This is a genomic window from Endozoicomonas elysicola (assembly GCF_000710775.1).
GTDB classification, from domain to species: domain Bacteria; phylum Pseudomonadota; class Gammaproteobacteria; order Pseudomonadales; family Endozoicomonadaceae; genus Endozoicomonas; species Endozoicomonas elysicola.
In genome coordinates this window covers 2906744-2927474 of sequence record NZ_JOJP01000001.1, presented here as the reverse complement: position 1 = coordinate 2927474, position 20731 = coordinate 2906744, and the positions used below count along the sequence as shown (strand labels likewise).

Sequence of the window (20731 nt, the reverse complement as noted above, 5' to 3'; positions counted from 1 at the left end):
TAAGGAATCACCGTCATTTTCTGACATGGATCAAAACCTATACCAGCCAAATCGTTAGGATACGCCGCACAAGTGATTGATTAAATTAATAAACCCTCGGAGTTCATTCATGGAGCAGAAGATCAAGCTACCTTCTATGGGACAAGTGTCCCTGGTATTGGGTACCTTTCTGGTTCTCGCTTTTGCGTTTACCGCCAAACTGAACCTTCCTATTCAATTGGCTCTCTGTATCGGCTGGTTCCTTGCCATGGGACTGGGCGTCAAACTGGGCCATAAATACAAAGATCTTGAAGGGGCTGCGGCTGAAGGTATCTTTAAAGGTACCGGCGCTATCCTGATTCTGATTGCGGTAGGCGCCCTGGTGGGTACCTGGATTGCCGGCGGTATCGTACCCTCCATCATTTATTACGGTCTGATGACCATTCACCCATCCATTTTCCTGCTGGCTACCATGGTAATCTGTTCCATGACTGCCCTGGCAACGGGCACGTCCTGGGGTGCTGCCGGTACCGCGGGTATCGCTATGATGGGTATTGGTCAGGGTCTCGGTGTTCCTGCTCCTGTTACTGCCGGGGCAATTCTGTCCGGTGTTTACTTTGGTGACAAACTGTCTCCTCTGTCAGACAGTGTTATCCTTGCTTCCTCCATGTCTGAAGTTGAGATTGTTGACCACATTAAAGGCATGCTGCCAATCAGCTTGACGGCTTATGTTCTGACCGCCATTGCTTTCACAGTGTACGGCTTCCAGTTTGGCGGTAGCGCCGATATGGCTCAGGTTCAGGAAGTTATGAACCTGATGGATGAAAACTTCAGCATCTCCATCATGGCCTTTGTTCCAGTGATTATCGTCCTGCTCCTGCTGGCCAAGAAATTCCCATCCTACCCTGTCATCATGCTGGGTGCTGGCCTGGGTATGATCTGGGCCATCCTGTTCCAGGATCGTACGCCAATCGAAGCCATGAATGCACTGTGGGCGCCTTTGACTGTTGATTCCGGCAATGCTTTCCTGGACAACATTCTGAACCGTGGTGGTATGGTTAACATGCTGGGTTCCGTTGCTGTCATCATCTTTGGTCTGGGCTTTGGTGGCCTGCTGGATAAAGTCGGTATTCTGGAAACCATCGCACGCACCTTTGAAAATCGTATTACCAACGAAGGTAACCTGACTGCCTATACCGTAGTCACAGCCTTCCTGGCCAACGTATTCGGTTCAGCCATGTACGTCTCTCTGATCCTGACTCCAAAGATCATGTCCGGTAACTACGATCGCATGGGTGTTGACCGTCGCATGCTTTCCCGTAGCTCCGAGTTTGGCGGAACCCTGACCTCAGGTATGGTTCCATGGTCTGATAACGGTATCTTCATGGCTGGCCTGCTGGGTGTTTCTACTTTTGCTTACGTGCCTTACATGTGGATGAGCTTTATCAGCATCGGCCTGGTTGTTGCCTTTGCTTACATGGGTAAATTCCGCCCAGCTGATGGCAAATACATCAAGAAAGTTGAAGATCACACAGTTGATGGCCAGTTAGCCACTGCCTGATAGCTCCCCTGAACTGAATTTCTACGCCGCCCATGTTCTTCAGACACGGGCGGCTTTTTTTCAGACTCTGCCTCAGATCAACCGAGGCATTTTGACTAAATGATAGACTTGATAAAAGTCCATTACCCAATGACAATCGCCGTTTACATTAGGAAACAGGCTGATCTAAATTAGGAAAAGTCATGAGCAAGAAAATCTACGTTGCTTACACCGGTGGAACCATTGGCATGCGCCCTTCAGAATCCGGTTATGTGCCCGGTGACAATCTGATGGGCCTTCTGGAAGAGAAGCTTCCACCCGATGTAATGGCCAGCCTGCCAGAATTCGAACTCTATGAGTACCCTCAACTGATTGACTCCAGTAATATCCGTCCGGATAACTGGAAACAGATCGCCTCCGATATTGCCAGCCGCTATGAACAGTTCGATGGTTTCGTGGTTCTGCACGGTACCGATACCATGGCTTATTCCTGCAGCATGATCTCTTTTATGCTGCAAAATCTTCAAAAGCCTGTCATCTTTACCGGCTCCCAGATCCCACTCTGCGAAGCTCGAACTGACGGACTGGAAAACCTTGTTGGCGCCCTGACCATGGCCGCTGATGATCGCATTAAAGAGGTTTGCCTGTATTTCAACGGCCGTCTGTTGAGAGGTAACCGTTCACGTAAACTGAACGCCTATCTGTTTGATGCCTTTGACAGCCCGAATTATCCATGGCTGGGTCGTGCAGACATCCATGTAGAACTCAATGAAACCCTCCTCTGGCAACCAAAGGGGAAAGAAAAATTTCAGCTGGAATGCGATTCAGAAACTCATGTTGGAATTTTGCAGCTGTTCCCGGGTATTAATGCCCAGTGGATGGAGTCAGCCCTGAGCCAGCCTATGGATGCCTTTATTCTGCGCACCTATGGTACTGGTAATGGCCCTGATGCAGATCATGCCCTTCTGGACACCTTTGCAAAGGCCACTGCCGAAGGAAAATTGATTGTAAACCTGACCCAGTGCCATCGTGGTACTGTCCATCAGGGTAGCTATGCAGCAGGATCGGCGCTGGCCAAAGCCGGTATTGTGGGAGGTCTGGACACCACTACCGAAGCCATGTTCTGTAAGCTTCATCATCTCTACTCTCTTGGCCTGAGCACTGAAGAAGTGAAGGCGATGCTCAGTGTTAATCTTTCAGGCGAAGTATCAGTTTAAATGATCTTTTAGAAGGGTGGTGACCAGTCACCCTTCATTATTCCACCCTGTTCAATATCTCCCTCCTCCATATACTCAATGGGTTTCCAGTTGCCGCGAAGTGGCAAATGAGTGAATGCCCCAGTAAAGCAGGAACTCGAAAGGCAACGGGTATATCGCATCAAAACCCTATTTAAGGCTATAATCCGTTCCCATCGGTAAAACCGGGAATGAACATAACAATGAATGTGGGGTAACAGTTTGAAACCGGTCAAAGTAGGTATCTGTGGACTTGGCACTGTGGGTGGTGGCACCTTCAATGTCCTTCAACGTAACGCCAGCAGTATTGCGGCCCGAGCTGGTCGACCTATCATTATTGAGCAGGTAGGCACCCGTCGGGATAACCCGAATTGCGATACAGGAAACACACGCGTTTCCCGTGATATTTTTGAAGTCGCCCATAACCCCGACATTGATATTCTTGTAGAAACCATTGGTGGCTACGATATCGCCAAGGAACTGATTCTCACGGCTATTGAGCAGGGAAAGCATGTTGTTACCGCGAATAAGGCGCTGATCGCCGAACATGGCAATGAGATATTTCAGGCAGCCAGGGAAAAAAATGTCATCGTCGCTTATGAAGCAGCGGTCGCCGGCGGTATTCCCATCATCAAATGTCTGAGGGAAGGTTTATCAGCCAACAAGATCAATTGGCTGGCCGGTATTATTAATGGGACTGGTAACTACATCCTTACCGAAATGGGTGACCATAACCGCCCATTTGAAGATGTTCTGAAAGAAGCCCAGGCCCTGGGTTACGCTGAAGCAGACCCGACCTTTGATGTGGAAGGGATCGATGCCTGCCACAAGCTGACCATTATGGCCTCTATCGCCTTTGGCATTCCTCTCCAGTTCAATAAAGCGTATACCGAAGGCATCAGCAAAATTACTCCAAGCGATATTCAATATGCTGCATCCTTGGGTTTTAGAATCAAGCATCTGGGAGTTGCCCGTCAATCCCAAAAAGGTATTGAACTTCGGGTTCACCCTACCCTAATTCCTTCTGACCGCCCTCTGGCCAATATCAACGGCGTGATGAACTCCGTTGTGGTTCAGGGGGATGCTGTTGGACAAACCATGTACAGTGGCCCTGGTGCGGGTGCTGAGCCGACGGCTTCTTCCGTGATTGCCGATATCATCGACATAGCCAGAACCATTGAAGCCCCGGATTCTGCAGTCAACGCCCTTGGCTTTTCTGCGGATAGTCTGAGTAATGATTTGCCAGTACTGCCCATTACTGAGACAGAGTGCAGCTTCTACCTCCGCATCCATGCCGACGACCACCCGGGCGTTATGAACGCAGTCACTCAGGTACTTAGCAGTCACGGCATTAATATCGATGCCATCACGCAGAAAGTAACTCGAGAGGACGATGGCTGTGCGGATATCGTTATCCTCACGCACAGGATCATCGAAATCACAATGGACAAGGCAATCTCTGAACTCGAAGCCCTGGCGGATATTAAATCCCCCATTACCCGAATCCGGGTCGAAACCATGGCTTGATCTATTCAGGCCTTCCCGCTTACCGCCACTGTCGGTAAGCGGCATTTTCAGAGTTCTGGCACAGTACTAAACAGATATACGGAATTCCCAGTGAAATACATCAGTACCCGAGGACAGGGACAAACCAAAGACTTTCAGGATGTTCTGCTGGCAGGTCTTGCCGATGACGGCGGCCTTTACGTACCTGAATCCCTACCAACATTCAGCGCTGAGAAAATTCGCTCCCTTAAAGGGCTTCCTTACAATCAATTAGCCTTTGAAATCATCAAACCGTTTGTTGGTGGCACCATCGCTGACGACAAACTCAAACAGATGATTGATGAAAGCTATGATGAGTTCAGTCATCAAGCTGTCGCCCCTCTACAGCAGCTTGGCAACAACCAGTGGGTAATGGAACTCTTTCATGGCCCAACCCTCGCTTTCAAAGACTTTGCTCTTCAACTGCTGGGCCGACTACTGAACCATGTTCTGACTGAGCGCAACGAGAAAGCCGTTGTGCTGGGTGCGACTTCCGGCGATACCGGCTCTGCCGCTATAGAAGGCTGCCGTCACAGTGACCATCTGGATATCTTCATTCTCCACCCTTATCAGCGGGTTTCAGAAGTTCAACGTCGCCAGATGACCACCGTCCTCGACAGTAATGTTCACAACATTGCCATTCAGGGCAATTTTGATGACTGCCAAGATATGGTGAAAAAATGCTTTGCTGACCAGTCATTCCTGCCAGAAAATACTCGTCTGGTTGCCGTCAACTCCATCAACTGGGCCCGAATCATGGCTCAGATTGTCTACTATTTCCATGCGGCTCTAATGCTTGGCGCTCCAGATCAGCCTGTCAGTTTTTCTGTACCTACTGGTAATTTTGGCGATATCTTCGCTGGATATATTGCCCGCGGAATGGGTTTGCCTGTGGAGAGGCTGATTGTTGCGACCAATAACAATGACATTCTTCACCGCTTCTTCCAGAACAATGATTACCGTAAAGAAACACTGCACCAGACACTCTCTCCCAGTATGGATATCATGGTTTCCAGCAACTTTGAACGGCTGCTGTTTGATATGCATAACCGTGATGGTGGCGCTATGGCGGAACTGATGTCAGCTTTCCAGGAGACTGGCAACATTCGTGTTGATGATGAAGCCTGGCAGGCAATCAAGGCGCTGTTTGATAGCAGCCGTTCTGATGATCAACAGGTCTGCGACACCATCAGCACCCTGCATAAAAAAACCGGATACCTTGCTGACCCTCATACCGCAACAGGTATCCGTGCAACTGAAACGCTTGAACTCGCCAGGGAAACCCCTGTGGTAACCCTGGCAACAGCCCATCCGGTGAAATTCCCTGACGCGATCGTTAAAGCAGGCCTGGATGCACCAGCACTGCCAGTCCATATGACGGATTTGTTTGAACGGGAAGAGCGTTACGACATTCTTGAAAATGACCTCCCTTCTCTCAAGGCTTTCATTCAAAACACATGACAGCCAATACCATCATGCTATTGGATAGCATGATGGTATCTCCTTATATCAAACATGCTCCTGCCGATCCAGAACAAGGAATGGTCTGGAAGCTATGAATGATGAAGCTGAATAAAACAGGAAGCCCCGAAAACTCACCCAATGTAACCAGGACGTCAGAACATGAATTAGAAGGCCATCACAAGGGGCGAAATGTAAAATTATCTCGTGGCCAGAAGATTATCCAATGGTTCTCATCGCTAAAGAAAAGCCTTATTGCAGGAATAGCGCTACTGAGACGATCAATAAAGCTTAGTTTTTCAAAAGACCCTGCCCCGATGAAAGGGAGATACTGGGAGCAAGTTCCTCTGCCCAATGATCCCAGGCAATTAAAAGAGATCGCAATAGACTCAGCCCTGGCTCAAATACCCTACACACTTAATAACGACCCGGTCAGTTGCTGGAAAACGGTCAGAGAAGCTGAAAACATTCTAATTGACAGTACTGAATCAGAGGCACCAGTTGAAACACAGCATCAAATTGAATCCCGCTTTTTTGAAGAAATCATCAACAATAAAAAAGAAAAACACATTTCAGAGTTCAAAAATACCGTTCTTACCCGTGAACAGCAGGATATGGCACAAAATGAACTCTTTCATAATTTCACTTTACTACCATCCGGCATGATCGTGGATCATAAAACAGGACTGACGGCTGTCATGGTGATTAATCAAGCCACTGACAAAATAACACTTATCTTTGGTGGAACTAATTCAGCCTACGGAGCAAGTGAGCTCCTTGATGACAGCGGATTGAAAATAGGAAAAAAACCAGGGCGGCTACGAGCTCAATTAAAAGCTAACTGGCAAAACCTGACCGGGCAGAATATTCCAGATTGCTACCATCAAGCAGCCAAACTGGTCCAGTTAATCAAGAGCATGGCAAATTCCAACACTCTCTTAAAGCGTATGGGGCTTGATGACTCTCTGGGAATGCTGTTTTTAACGGGACATTCCTTGGGGGGTGGTCTTGTTCAATATAGTGCTCCAAAAAACAAGGTACTGGGACGGACATTCAGTCCTGCGGCGCTGGGTTATAAAGTGCTGGAAGACCTTACTATTGAAGAAAAGGAGCTGGCCAGAAACGGCCTGGTTTCCAACTACCTGATAGACAATGATCTTATTACAACACCCTCCGGTTATGGATTATGGCATAAATGGTTAGCTCCAACAGTCATTGGTAAACGAACAATCATTCATGGAAACAAGACAACGGGGAAAAATACACTATACGGTCGTCACAGCTGGTCGCACTTGCATTACATGGTCGCACTTGAACATAAGAAAAAAGCCAAGAAATAACCAGCTCTGCATTTTATAATGCCTTCTATTATTGCCCCCTCCCGAAAGTAACTATGATACTCTGATATTTTTACATTACTCTTCAATAACGCCTTATTTCATATATGCCAGTGAATATCATCCGCCGTACATACGACCTTTCAGCCTGTCACTTCACTCCCGACATGGATCCACTGCTGGCAAGAATATACAGCGCAAGAGGCGTTAAAACTCAGGATGAACTTCCACGTCAACTTCAACAATTAAACGACTACCGACAACTAAAAGATATCGATAAAGCCGCTGAGATTCTGGCAGATGCCATTACCAGGCAGCAACGCATGTTAATCGTCGGAGACTTTGACTGTGATGGTGCCACCAGCAGTGCGCTGGGCGTTCTGGCTCTAAGAAGCATGGGTGGCCATGCCGACTTTCTGGTACCCAACCGTTTTGAATATGGTTATGGACTAACGCCCGAAATTGTTGAAGCTGCCCTGCCCTTTAAGCCGGATGTTTTGATCACCGTTGATAATGGTATCTCCAGCATCACAGGCGTTCAGGCAGCAAAAGATAAAGGCATGAAAGTCGTGGTGACTGATCACCATCTGGCAGGTCGGGAACTACCTGAAGCAGATGCCATTGTGAACCCGAATCAGCCAGACTGCCCATTTCCTGGCAAGAACACCGCTGGGGTAGGCGTTATCTTTTATCTGATGTGCGCCTTAAGAACGCTGCTGCGATCACGGGGTTATTTTCAGGATAAACCGGAGCCCAATCTGGCCGAACTTCTTGACCTTGTTGCTCTTGGCACCGTGGCAGATGTGGTCAAACTGGACAGCAATAACCGCATACTGGTATTTCAGGGGCTTGCTCGTATCCGTTCAGGACGCTGTCGCCCCGGTATTACAGCACTTATCGAAGTATCGGGCAGGAATGCTGAAAAACTGGCGGCATCAGATCTGGGTTTTGCCCTTGGCCCAAGACTTAACGCTGCCGGACGTCTGGATGATATGTCCATTGGTATCGAACTCCTCCTCAGTGAAGATATAAACCGGGCACGGGAACTCGCCTTTGAACTGGACGGGCTGAATCGGGACCGGAAAGCCATTGAGGGCAGTATGCAGAACCAGGCCATGGCAGAACTTGAGAAAATCCAGTTTAACCTGCAAGCAGAGCTTCCATGGGGAGTCAGTCTATTTCAAGAGAGCTGGCATCAGGGAGTCGTTGGTATACTGGCTTCACGAATAAAAGAGAAGCTTAATCGACCGATCATTGCTTTTGCTGAAGCTGACAATCCTGAGGGAGAACCCGAGCTTAAAGGCTCCGCCAGATCTATTCAGGGACTACATATGCGTGATGCATTAGATAGTATTGCCAGGGATAACCCCGAGCTTATTATTAAATTTGGTGGCCACGCTATGGCAGCCGGCCTCTCTATAAAAAAATCCCTATTTGGCGCATTTAAAGAAGCCTTTGACCTTGAGGTGAGAAAGCAGCTGACTGCTGATGACCTTCAGGCAGAAATGCATACTGACGGTGAACTAATGCCAGATCAGGTTAGCATGGCAACTGCATATACCCTTCGCGAGGGAGGCCCATGGGGACAAAGCTTTCCCGAGCCCAGCTTTGATGGCACATTCCAAATCATTCAACAGAAACTGGTGGGCGAAAAACACCTGAAGATGGTGCTTAAGATACCTGGCAGTGAACTCTGGCTGGATGCTATTGCCTTTAATATTGACAATCGAAAGTGGCCTAATCCCAATATAAGGCAAATTAAGGCCGTCTATAAGCTGGATATTAATGAGTTTCGAGGTCAGCGTAATCTTCAACTGATGGTTGAGCACTTCGATCCGGCGTAAGACATGCCTCTGAGCTCGATTCACAAGCTGACAAGGCCCAATCCATAGACCAGACTGAGCGATCAGAACCAACTTATTATTAACGCTCAGTTTGAGAACAAGAATGGGGTAATGATGACAATTTCCAGACTGCTACTACCTCTAATGCTGATCATTTCCCTTGGTTTGCTGATTTCGGGGGTCACCCAGCCTATGATTACCATGAAGGCAAATCTTGACCGTCAGGCAATGCTTGATGAAGGAAAAAAAATCATCGAACAGCAGAATCTTCATCCCGCGATGGCAAGCCTGGCTTCACAGTTTCTGGGAAGCCTTAGTGTTGAGGGAACATCAAAGGTATACGATAAAACCCGTTCTATTCTTGGCACGGCTAATGACCTCTGGAAAAGCGGGTATCACCTGGTGGCCTTCATGATTGTCACCTTCAGCCTGTTAATTCCTGTTTTCAAGCTATTCTGCCTGATACTGGCATTAGTTTTGGTAAAAAGTAACAAGCCACTTTGGATAAACAGTTTTTTGAGTAAATGGTCTATGGCTGACGTTTTTGCCATTGGTATATTGATCGCCTTTTTGGCGGCAAATTCATCAGCTGTAGAAAGTGCCGTCATACAATTTGATGCAGAGCTTCACTCTGGCTTCTACTGGTTTGTCGCTTATTGTGTTACCAGTAACTTGCTGGGCCAATTTGCAGAAAAGACAATGGAGGCTAAACCAGTCCCATAATTTTCTTCTCAAAAAGCTCAAGCTGTTCAAGTGCTCTTTCTTCACGGAGATCTAAAAGCCGAACACCTAAACCAAGCAGCCTGACTGGTCGGCCTCCCCGCTCCCAGGCTCTTCCCAAAAGCTGGGTAAAATGTTCCTGCACTGTTTCACCGGTTGTTGGCAGATTCTCCTCCAGAGTCGTCTGGGTAAAATCCGCAAACTTAACCTTCACAAAGTGCTTATGGACTTCGTATTCCTTTTCTATACGCTTAAAACGCTCTTGAAGCTCTTCCAGTAAAGGCACGACTTGTGCTGCTATCTCTTCCAGCCCCATCAGATCTTTATCATAGGTATGTTCGACTGAAAGTGATTTCCTGCGTCGGCTGGTCTGTACCTCACGGTCGTCCTGTCCCCGCGACAGCTCCCACAATCGCTCACCAAAACTGCCAAACCAGCGACTTAACTCAAGAATGGAGTATTGCCTGAGCTGACCACAGGCTTTGATGCCTTTTTTGTGAAGTTTCTCGGCAGTAACGCGCCCCACCCCATGAATTTTTTTCACGGGCAGATCGAAAATAAAGTCATCTACCTCATCCGGAGTGATTACAAAAAGACCATTGGGCTTATTCCAGTCACTGGCAATCTTGGCCAGAAACTTATTGGGAGCAACGCCAGCAGATACGGTCACATTAAGTTTTTGAAAAATTTTCTGTCGAATTTCTTCCGCAATTAACGTGGCACTGCCTCTGCAAAGGTGGGTTCCAGTAACATCCAGATATGCCTCATCCAGAGATAAAGGTTCAATTAAATCAGTATATTGGCGAAAAATGGCATGAGCCTCAGCAGAGGCTTCCCGATAAACAGAAAACCTGGGAGGTATGATCTTCAGTTCCGGACAGAGCCTCATAGCGTGAGCCGAAGACATAGCCGAATGCACCCCAAACCGACGGGCTTCATAGTTACAGGTGGCGATAACACCTCTACGGTCGGAAGCCCCCCCAACAGCAACAGCCTTTCCTGACAACCTCGGATTATCACGTATTTCAATACTGGCAAAGAAGGCGTCAAAATCGATGTGTATGATTTTTCTCTGAATTACCTTTTGCTGAAGGCTGGCATTACTGTCCATCATGTTCCAAATAGATCCGGGATAAACACTGTATATACATACAGAATGATTTTGGCAAGCACTTCCTTGCCTATTAAACCAGTACCCAGACGAGTATCTTTTTTGCAGCATAAGCTGCAGACATTCATTATCTGCTCTGAAGCTGTGTTCAAAGCGATCACCCTTTCGATAGCTTTCAACACCGTTTCCTGAAACCCAGGATAGCAAGGCACTCACTGCATCATGCAAACCACAATCTTCAATACGCCAATTGTCAGTCATGCTCTTTCTTTATTGGCAAAACTCTTCCTCAAGATTATGGGCTGGAGAGTCCAAGGCAAAGCACCTCGCTTGGCCAGATATATTCTTGTAGGTGCCCCCCATACCAGTAACTGGGACTTTGTTTACGGAATGGCCATTGGCCTTGCCACTGGTGTTCAGTGTTACTGGGTGGGGAAACACACGCTGTTTATGGGGCCATTTAACTGGATTATGCGTTGGATGGGAGGTATTCCCCTGGATCGAAATGGCAGATGCCGGAGAGGAAGTCTGGTGGAACAGGCAGTTTGCACTTTCAAGCAGCACAAGAAGCTGGGGCTGGTTATCTGCCCGGAAGGAACGAGAGCCCGTGGAGAGCGCTGGCATACGGGCTTCTATCACATGGCAAAAAATGCAGGCGTCCCTATCGTTCTGGCCTATCTGGATTTTAAAGGGCGAGCGGGAGGCTTTGGTCCTGTTATTGAGCCTGGCGAGGATATGGAAAAAGACCTGTCGGAAATACAGGCGTTCTATGCCGATATTCATGGCAGGTATCCTGAATGTTTCAGCCCTGTGTCACCAAAATGTTTAAAAAAGAAGTTTCAAAGCAGTCGCCGCCAGCGTCTGCAAAAAACATGAATAAATTTGACAGCTAATCTTGATGACCTCGAACCTCAAGGCCTTTGCAACAAAGGCATTTTATTGTTGACTGTTCCCGAATTAGGACAACCCTATGAGTTGTCCTCTTGATTCATCCTCCGATGAACAGGAAGGTCAAGCTGCGGGTGCAGCTGAAGGTAATGATGGCAAATGCTTGGTTGCACCTACCACGTGAGCTTGAGACGTCCTGAGCTTACCTGCAGCTAAATCATCAAATTTTTGCCAACCATAATGGTCAGTACATAGTTTCAAATCAGTACTTAGAAAGCGATCAAAAGCTTCAACATTTTTCGAGCCATTATGAACCATATCACGATAAATAAATGGTGAAGCAACAACGGCCAAACCAAAAGCCCCGCCAATATAGAGCAAAGGCTCAACAATGGTAATCAGAACGGCGTGCCCCAATATCCAGCGACTCAAGAAATCAGTAACACGATTGTATGCAATATTACTCAGCAAATTAGCTGGTGTAATAACATACTCAAAGAATGACTTCGTATTCTCTCTACCTGAAATGACATCCACTGCCTTCATAAATGGCGCATAAATACATAAACCAAAAACACCGCCAATAAGAGCTGCTGGCAGCGCAACAACCAGATGCCCCAAAAAACTACCAATAGCCTGCCCCAACTGGAAACATGACCAAAGCGGAGCCCAGATGACCTCCTTCAAGGTGTTCCATCCGGGATTCTTTTGACGATCCTCTCTTATTTTGACCAGATCTTGAGTTTTTTGATTCTGATCAGCAAGGTATGCTTGAGTATATTCCCCCTGATAAACAGGAACCGGAAGTGCAGAAGTACAGACTGAATCAGCCATGGAGTACCCTTATTTCAATAAAGAATTACCGGATATGACCGAACCTCCAGAAAATAGTTCCATTATATAAAACGTATTTACTTATACTTGAATAAAGGCCTGAACCTTTTACCAGGTTCACAGGATCCAATTAATTGACCGATCAACCATATAATGGCAAGCTCAGAAAATGGACTACACAATAATAATTGCCGATGACCACCCCCTATTCCGGACAGCTCTCAAGTCCTCCGTTGGTCATGCGCTACAGGAACCTCTGATCTGCGAAGCCGGTTCAATTACCGAGCTTCAGGCACTTCTGGAAAAGAATTCCTCTCCAGACCTCATCTTGTTAGATCTACATATGCCGGGAGCCCATGGCCTCTCTGGACTGATTTTTCTGAGGGGGCAATACCCCGATGTTCCCGTTGTCGTCGTTTCAGCTTCTGATGATCTGCAGATCATACAGAAAATCAAAAACCATGGAGCCAATGGGTTTATTCCAAAATCTACGCCTCTTGAAGACCTGAAAACTGCCATTTTAAACGTTCTGGATGGTGAAAACTTCTGGCCTGACAACTTCCAACCTGCCGAATCGTATGAAACGAGTGATATCGAGGCTCGACTGGCAACCCTGACCCCTCAACAATTCAGGGTTCTGGGAATGATCAGTGAAGGTTTGTTGAATAAACAGATCGCCTACGACCTGGATGTCTCGGAAGCAACCATCAAGGCTCACGTTACCGCCATTTTCAAAAAACTGGGGGTTCGCAGCCGTACTCAGGCCGTAATAGCGGTCAAAGAGCTCGAGATTGAAATGCCCAGTCAGGACTCACAAAACCAGGAAAACCAAAGTTAGCTGGTTTCTACCCTCTTGCTTTCAGCCTCATAGCGATTAAGAATTGCCCTCATTGAGGCGGGTTTTACTGGCTTAGTCAGATAGCTAATGTTCAACTCGCGACATTTCTGCCGTAAACCGTCCTGCTGGTTAGCTGTTACCAGAACAGCGCCTATTTCATATCCTAACATTGCGCGAGCACGTTCTACCAAATCAACACCGTTAATTTGCCCTCCAATCTGGTAATCAACCATTAGCAAATCAGGCACCATCTCATCAAGTGAATGAATGGCCTCCTGGTAGCCTTGGGCAGAATGTACCTGGCACCCCCAGCGAGACAGCAGATTTGTCATACCTTTGATGATTTCCGGCTCATCATCAATACACAGAACCTTCAAACCTATATCACTGTTATTAACCTTATGATTAATCCGCGCGGCATCGATAACATTTCGTTTTGCCAAAGGAATCACAACGGAGAAAACAGCCCCTTTACCTGGAGAAGATGACAGAGATATTCTGGCACCAAGAATCTCGGCCATTCCTTTTGCAATCGAAAGACCCAGACCAAGGCCATTCACAGCTGTTGATAAACGTTCGAACTCCGCAAAAATCAGCGTTTGCTTTTTCAGAGGGATACCCTGGCCATTATCTCTTACCTCAATTTTCAGCTGTTGACTGCTCAAAAAGCGGCAACCCACCAGCACCTTTCCGGATAACTTTGTACTTTCAACATAACGAAATGCATTGGTCAGGAAGTTCTGCAAAATTCTTCGTAACAGAACTGGGTCGGTTTTAATCCATTTATTTGAGCTCACCACACGAAACATCAGACTATTTTCTCTGGATAAAAGGGAAAATTCTGACTTTAACGGTTCTAAAACATCCATCACTGGCAGCTCCCGAAGGTTTACTGCCATCTTGCCAGCTTCAATGCGCGACATATCCAGCAAATCTGTCAACAAGTGTTCTGCAGACCTCAATGAGTTGCTGATATTTTGAGCCAACGCTTCATGCACAGTTCCCCTCGCCTCCAGCTCCATGGAAGCGGTGAATAGCCGGGCCGCATTCATTGGCTGCATAAGATCATGACTGACCGCTGCAAAAAAACGTGAGCGTAGATGGTTTGCTTTTTCAGCCTGCGACTTTGCACCCAGCAACTGCACATTTAATAACGAGAGTTCTTTTGTCCTCTCCTGCACTCGCTGCTCAAGGCTCTCGTTCACCTCTTTCAATGCATGCTCAACCTGACGAAACTCTGTGATATCTGTGAACGTCATAACAAAACCACCACCAGGCATCGGATTACCCTGGATCTGAATAACCCTGCCATCTGGACGCCGCCTCTCTGACCGGTGAGCAGTGCCATTTTGCATATACGAAAGCCGTTTATTAATATGCTGTTCGACGTCGCCCGGTCCACAAAGCCCATTTAAGGCGTTATGCCGGATCACATCTGCTATTGAACGTCCAACCCTAATCAAGTCACCGGGATAATCAAATAGTTCGAGGTATCGCTGATTCCACGCAACTAACTGCAAGTCACGATCTACAACACTCACCCCCATGCTAATATGCTCAATCGCCCCCTGAAGCAGCTCCCGGTTGAACTGAAACACTTCAGAGGCTTCATCCACCATCGCCTGGACTTCTTCCAACCCAACATTCCCATGAGCAAGAGACTTCATAACAATGCGGGCAGATGATGCTCCCAGTGTTCCCGCCAGCAACCGTTCTATTGCGGCAACCAGCTTCGGATCCGCCTGTTTATCACTATCCAGCGAATCAAACAGCAAATTACTACTATCAGATTCAAAACTCTGAATAACGCCAAGCACCCGGTTTTTACTGACAAAGCGGCTAGCCAGCTGTTCAAGCTCCCCCACCGTGATCGCAATATCAAAAAAGACACCATCGCCAGAAAGCAGTGCATCTACAAACTTTCGAGCCTGTCTTCGCTCATCAATACCGGGCCTCAGATACAGACAGCCACACAGATAAATCAGAGTATTCAGTGACAGTGCCACTAGCGTAGCCCCTGTCACTGTTTCAGTCATTTGCAGACCGAAAAGGTTACCTGGTTTAAGCCATTCATAACCAAACAAGCCATCCTGCAAAATGCCAGAATCTAACCATGAAACATTGTCAAACACAGGGACAACAAGACAGAAGAACCAGACAATGGAACCGGCTAACACACCTCCTATCGCAGCTTTGGCATTACTTTCCCTGATATAAAGACTACCCAGCAGCACAGGTGCAAGTTGGGCCACGGCAGAGAATGACATCTGCCCAATAGATGCCAGCGACCCAGAATCTCCAAGCAGCCGATACACAACCCACGACATCATCAATAAAACGACAATAGTTGTTCGCCTAACGGTTAACAAAAGTCCGCTAAAACGATAAAAATCATTACTGTCCCTGTAACTGTATTTGTTTCTGCGAAGCAGAAGCGGCATTAATATTTCATTGGAAACCATTGTGGTCAGGGCCAGAGTTGCCACAATCACCATACTAATGGCGGCTGATACACCACCCAGAAAAGCCAGCACAGCCATAGGTAAATTGCCCATCCGTTTTGGTAGCTCAATCAAATAAGCATCACCAGGGATAGAGCTACCGAGTAGCTGGTTTCCAACCAGAGCCAATGGAATAACAAAAAGGGCTAATAGAAATAAATACGCAGGGAAAAGCCAGCGAGCCTTATAGAAATCCTCAATACTACTATTTTCAACGACAGTGACATGAAACTGTCGAGGCAGGCACAAGATAGCAGTCATGGCCATCACTGTTGGCATCAGGATATTGCCAAACCAGTCTACCGTTGTCTCTTTGGTCACTCTCTGAAAAGCATCATCCAGATTAATATGATCCATCGCCATCCATGACACCCAGCCACCGACTAGCAAGAAGATCGAAAGTTTAACCAAAGACTCAAAGGCAATAGCGGTCATAATGCCATTCTGGTGTTCAGTTGCGTCCAGCTTTCGAGTACCAAACATAATGACAAACACAGCCAGTGTTAATGTAATTGCCAACGCAAGGTCTTCCCGGGACAGGCTGTCTGGCCCCAAGCTATCATGTGTTAACTGACCAAATCCCATGACAATGGCTTTTAACTGGAGCGCAATATAGGGAAGTACCCCAATCACCAGGATCAAGGTCACCATAATGGCCATAAAATGAGAACGCCCATGGCGCGAGGCGATAAAGTCTGCAATGGAAGTAATGTTTTCCTGCTTGCTGACGGTTATCAGCTTGACCAGGAGTTTCCAGAACAGGACAAAAACCAGGATTGGCCCGAGATAGATAGGAAGAAATGACCAGAGATTTTCACTGGCCTGCCCAACAGCACCGAAAAAAGTCCAGGACGTGCAATAAACCGCCAGAGAAAGGCTGTATATCAAAGGCTGCCAGCGTTTTCTGAAGGCTGAACCGCGATAGTCACCAAACCAGGCTGCAATAAAAAGACAGGCAACATATACCGTTGCAATGAGAGCCAAAATCCATCCAGACATAGCGGTTTTTCTTTTTTTGTGTTTGAACGCTATTTTGAACGATTATCAAATCATTACAACAATGAGGAGCTGCTCGTTAAAGCAAGCTCCAAACAGGAAAATATCACACACCAGGGGCTATGGTTGCCAGGAAATCTCCCTGGTATGGAACCGCAGATACTCCGGGCATGGCCTTCCCCTTGAAAGTTTCTGCACAGAAAACAATACCCCGGCTAACAATACTCCTGAACAAGTAGCGCTTTCGACCATAGCTAACCACTTCAGTTGGTATGGTAAGAGCTTTCACAAGGTCATCTGCTTTCACATATTCTTCAACCACTTTACCGGCTTCCTGCCTCCTGTAGGCAACCACTTCACCCTGATGACTATCAGCAAACTCTTCCAAAAGAATTGGATCAGTCTGCTCGGTATATTTAAGTTCTGCCCCAGCAACAACCCTCAAAAAACCGTGCTTAATGAGGTCACTCAGAATATACCTGACTTCTCCAGTTCGTTCGGAATCTGGCTGCCCAGCGTCATTGTAGACCTTTATATGTTTCACATCAGTTGAGAAACTTTGTGGAATAACTATACCAAGAGGCTTACTGATATCACTGACATCTCCAAGTGTACGCCCTTTAGGCCTGTGCATATGAGCCAGAAATGCTACTCTTGCTTCACCCTCAAATCGTTCCTCCTTCCTCTCATGCTCTGCCCACTTACGAGCATCTCTCATGGCTTTATCAGAAATCGCTGGCGAAGCTGTACTTGGTCTATTTGAACTTGAAGAAGCCCCAACAAGGAAGGGCGCATCAATGAGACGGCATTTTGCCATAAAGGCGTCTAACTCCCCTGGACCACTAACACGCTTTAGAAGTAACTTGCGGACCTCTTCTTGATCAGGCTGCTGTAGTGCAGCAGAAGAATCCCCGTCCAACATAGGCCGCACCTCATTTCTTCTAATGCTTACTGCAAAATCATATGCCCTCTTTATTTCATTAGAACAATCCAGGTTGTTCGCCAGAAGCAGTTCAGGGTTAACTATTCGTACTTTGTTGTTAGAACCTAATAATATATATTGACCTTCTTTTGTCATGACTTGGCCATAAGCAAGATCAACCTGATTTTGTAGAACCATACTTCGTAAGTTACCAGTATTCATTTTACTTCCTCCTTGAAATGAATATCCGTTTCTGAAAACCTAATAGAACAGTAGGTTAACACTGTATTCAGTCTATAAAACTAACAAAGGGGTTATCCCGCTTGTACACCTGTCAGACGAAGTCACAGGAAGCAAAAAAATAAAAACAGGTTAGCGTAACACTCGACCGTATCTACCTCCCTACAAAAAGTTAATGTATCCAGATGCTATATTTTTCATAACAAACCGAAGAAATTAGCTCTATTAATACCAAAGTCTAATACCAGAAATCCCCACAAATCCTAAACTGGAATCGCTCCAATAAATGCGTCCACAGTCGTTTTATCGAGTAATCACTCAACCTGAACAGTATAATAAAGAACCGCCCTGAGTCATTTTGAACTAAATAACAATAACAAAACTAAGGGAAGTGATATGTCTGACACCTCCGTATATCCAGTAAAACCTGCTGCTCTTGAAAACACTCTGGTTAATAACGACCAGTACCTGGAAATGTATCAGCAATCCATAATTAACCCGGAAGGGTTCTGGCGTGAGCATGGCCAGCGTATTGAGTGGTTCAAACCCTTCTCGAAGGTCAGGAAAGTTTCTTTTGATGACCACTTTGTCAGCATCAACTGGTTTTATGATGGAACGACTAATGCTTCCTACAATTGCCTTGACCGACACCTGGAAGATAAAGGCGACCAGTTAGCCATCATCTGGGAACCAGACGACGAGGGTGAAGCCCGAAAAGTCACTTACCGAGAACTCCATGAACAAGTCTGCCGCTTTGCCAATGCTCTGAAAAGTCAGGGCGTCCGCAAAGGTGATGTAGTAGCGATATACATGCCCATGGTGATTGAGGCCACCGTTGCCATGCTGGCATGCAGCCGTATTGGTGCCATTCATTCCGTTGTTTTTGGTGGTTTCTCACCCGAAGCACTTGCTGGTCGCATCATTGACTCCAAAGCAAAAGTTGTCGTTACCGCCGATGAAGGTGTCCGCGGTGGTCGTAAAGTCTCACTCAAGGACAACGTAGACGAAGCTCTGACACACCCGGACACGCACACCATCGAAAAAGTCATTGTTTACAAACACACCGGTGCAGACATCGCCTGGCACCGTCATCGTGATGTGTGGTGGCAGGAATTGACAGCATTGACTTCGCCACACTGCGAAGCACGGGAAATGAATGCTGAAGACCCTCTCTTTATTCTCTACACATCCGGCTCAACAGGAAAACCAAAAGGCGTAATGCATACAACAGGTGGTTACCTGGTCTATGCATCAATGACCCACCAGTATGTATTTGACTATAAGCCTGGCGAAGTGTTCTGGTGTAATGCGGATGTTGGCTGGATTACCGGTCACTCTTATGTCACATACGGTCCGCTCCTGAATGGTGCCACTATCGTTATGCATGAAGGGCTTCCCAATTACCCTGAAACCAACCGCATCAGTAAAATTATCGATAAGCACAATGTCAATATTCTCTATATTGCACCAACGGCTATTCGCGCCCTGATGGCTGAAGGTGATGCTGCTGTTCAAGACACCCATCGCAACTCACTGAGACTTCTAGGCTCTGTGGGTGAGCCCATCAATCCTGAAGCATGGAATTGGTACTACTCAACCATTGGTGAAGAGCGGTGCCCTATTGTTGACACCTGGTGGCAAACAGAAACCGGAGCGGCGATGCTGACACCTCTGCCTGGAGCGACAGATCTAAAGCCTGGATCAGCAACACGCCCCTTCTTTGGTGTGCAACCCGCACTGGTCGACAATATGGGCCGTCTTGTCCATGGCCCCGGGGAAGGCAATTTAGTCATTCTTGATAGCTGGCCGGGTCAGGCCAGAACCGTTTATGGTGATCATGAACGGTTTGTCCAAACTTACTTTTCATCCTTCAAAGGTATGTACACAACCGGCGATGGCGCTAGAAGAGATAATGATGGTTATTACTGGATAACCGGGCGTGTTGATGACGTAATTAACGTTTCGGGCCATCGAATGGGTACAGCCGAAATAGAATCTGCGATGGTCGCCCACCATCAAGTAGCAGAAGCAGCTGTTGTTGGATTCCCCCATAACATAAAAGGTCAGGGAATTTATGTTTACGTCACGCTAAATAGTGGCACAGATACCAGCGAGGAATTGAAAACGAGCCTGAAGGACTGGGTAAGAAAAGAGATAGGGCCCATCGCTACGCCCGACATTATTCAGTGGGCTCCAGGACTCCCAAAAACCCGCTCAGGCAAGATTATGAGAAGAATCCTTCGCAAGATCGCTGCGGATGAATATGAAAACCTCGGTGATACTTCCACACTGGCGGATCCAGATGTAGTGAACCAGTTGATCGCTAATAAGGCTGTTGCCAGTTAATAATTGCCGTTCGTCGTACGGTGTTCAAAGAATGAGAATACCGTACGAACTTATCTTTACGTACGCCTTTCAACCTCTGGCTCTTGACATTGTAACCAGCGTCCCTATAATTCGCCTCTCTTTTGATGCGGGGTGGAGCAGCCTGGTAGCTCGTCGGGCTCATAACCCGAAGGTCATCGGTTCGAATCCGGTCCCCGCTACCATTTTGAAAGCAGTTGATATTCTTTTTTAAAAAGATCAACTGAACAGTTTTGTCGCGGGATGGAGCAGTCTGGTAGCTCGTCGGGCTCATAACCCGAAGGTCGTTGGTTCGAATCCGGCTCCCGCAACCATTTTTACAGTACGTTTAAAAGCAGTTGATGTTCTTTTTTAAAAGATCAGCTGAACAGTTTTG

At 47.0% G+C, this 20731-nt stretch carries 15 protein-coding genes and 2 tRNA genes; 12 read left to right on the top strand and 5 right to left on the bottom strand.

Features of this window, described 5'->3' with window-relative positions; genetic code table 11:
- Window positions 1-109: 109 nt before the first annotated feature.
- The 7 genes from nhaC (at window position 110) to GV64_RS12545 (ending at window position 9664) form a co-directional block, all read left to right on the top strand.
- Window positions 110-1540: a Na+/H+ antiporter NhaC gene (gene nhaC / locus GV64_RS12575; RefSeq protein ID WP_026258352.1), complete on the top strand. Its 1431-nt coding sequence runs from the start codon at window positions 110-112 to the stop codon at window positions 1538-1540.
- A 182-nt stretch (window positions 1541-1722) separates the two neighbouring features.
- Window positions 1723-2736 (top strand): asparaginase, encoded by a 1014-nt coding sequence (gene ansA, locus GV64_RS12570; protein WP_020583261.1) that lies wholly within the window; start codon window positions 1723-1725, stop codon window positions 2734-2736.
- Between the two features lie 240 nt (window positions 2737-2976).
- Complete coding sequence (locus tag GV64_RS12565) at window positions 2977-4281, top strand: homoserine dehydrogenase (RefSeq protein WP_026258351.1); 1305 nt, start codon at window positions 2977-2979, stop codon at window positions 4279-4281.
- 90 nt (window positions 4282-4371) lie between these two features.
- A complete protein-coding gene (gene thrC, locus GV64_RS12560; protein WP_020583259.1) occupies window positions 4372-5760 on the top strand; it encodes a threonine synthase in 1389 nt (462 codons plus the stop codon).
- Window positions 5761-5858: 98 nt separating this feature from the next.
- Entirely contained in the window at window positions 5859-7100 is a 1242-nt protein-coding gene (locus tag GV64_RS12555; RefSeq protein WP_020583257.1) for a hypothetical protein, read from the top strand.
- Between the two features lie 104 nt (window positions 7101-7204).
- Window positions 7205-8941, top strand: coding sequence for a single-stranded-DNA-specific exonuclease RecJ (recJ, locus tag GV64_RS12550; protein ID WP_051087823.1), 1737 nt, complete (start codon window positions 7205-7207; stop codon window positions 8939-8941).
- A 111-nt stretch (window positions 8942-9052) separates the two neighbouring features.
- A complete protein-coding gene (locus GV64_RS12545; protein ID WP_034844266.1) occupies window positions 9053-9664 on the top strand; it encodes a paraquat-inducible protein A in 612 nt (203 codons plus the stop codon).
- On the opposite strand, the gene dinB is transcribed toward GV64_RS12545, so the two are convergent.
- Both dinB and GV64_RS25900 read right to left on the bottom strand, forming a co-directional pair.
- Complete coding sequence (gene dinB / locus GV64_RS12540; RefSeq protein WP_020583254.1) at window positions 9648-10775, bottom strand: DNA polymerase IV; 1128 nt, start codon at window positions 10773-10775, stop codon at window positions 9648-9650. The genes GV64_RS12545 and dinB overlap by 17 nt on opposite strands.
- Window positions 10772-10951 (bottom strand): hypothetical protein, encoded by a 180-nt coding sequence (locus GV64_RS25900; protein ID WP_020583253.1) that lies wholly within the window; start codon window positions 10949-10951, stop codon window positions 10772-10774. The genes dinB and GV64_RS25900 overlap by 4 nt, the downstream gene beginning before the upstream one ends.
- A 43-nt stretch (window positions 10952-10994) precedes the next feature.
- On the opposite strand from GV64_RS25900, the gene GV64_RS12530 reads away from it, so the two are divergent.
- Window positions 10995-11648, top strand: coding sequence for a lysophospholipid acyltransferase family protein (locus GV64_RS12530; RefSeq protein WP_020583252.1), 654 nt, complete (start codon window positions 10995-10997; stop codon window positions 11646-11648).
- Window positions 11649-11783: 135 nt separating this feature from the next.
- Here GV64_RS12530 and GV64_RS12525 read toward each other — a convergent pair whose 3' ends face one another.
- Window positions 11784-12494, bottom strand: a complete 711-nt coding sequence (locus tag GV64_RS12525; RefSeq protein WP_020583251.1) for a hypothetical protein — start codon at window positions 12492-12494, stop codon at window positions 11784-11786.
- A 169-nt stretch (window positions 12495-12663) separates the two neighbouring features.
- Between GV64_RS12525 and GV64_RS12520 the strand changes: the two genes are divergently transcribed.
- On the top strand, window positions 12664-13332 hold the full coding sequence (locus tag GV64_RS12520) for a response regulator (RefSeq protein WP_020583250.1): 669 nt from the start codon (window positions 12664-12666) through the stop codon (window positions 13330-13332).
- Here the strand turns inward: GV64_RS12520 and GV64_RS12515 are convergent.
- Window positions 13329-16832, bottom strand: coding sequence for a PAS domain-containing hybrid sensor histidine kinase/response regulator (locus GV64_RS12515; RefSeq protein ID WP_020583249.1), 3504 nt, complete (start codon window positions 16830-16832; stop codon window positions 13329-13331). The genes GV64_RS12520 and GV64_RS12515 overlap by 4 nt on opposite strands.
- 103 nt (window positions 16833-16935) lie before the next feature.
- Window positions 16936-17973 carry a hypothetical protein gene (locus GV64_RS12510; protein WP_020583248.1) on the bottom strand — a complete coding sequence of 346 codons (1038 nt, stop codon included), beginning with the start codon at window positions 17971-17973 and terminating at the stop codon, window positions 16936-16938.
- Between the two features lie 414 nt (window positions 17974-18387).
- Here GV64_RS12510 and acs point away from each other — a divergent pair, with 414 nt between their 5' ends.
- From acs to GV64_RS12495, 3 genes are all read left to right on the top strand, one after another.
- Entirely contained in the window at window positions 18388-20337 is a 1950-nt protein-coding gene (gene acs, locus GV64_RS12505) for an acetate--CoA ligase (RefSeq protein WP_020583247.1), read from the top strand.
- Window positions 20338-20463: 126 nt separating this feature from the next.
- Window positions 20464-20540, top strand: a tRNA-Met gene (locus GV64_RS12500).
- 52 nt (window positions 20541-20592) lie between these two features.
- A tRNA-Met gene (locus GV64_RS12495) sits at window positions 20593-20669 on the top strand.
- Window positions 20670-20731: the final 62 nt, after the last annotated feature.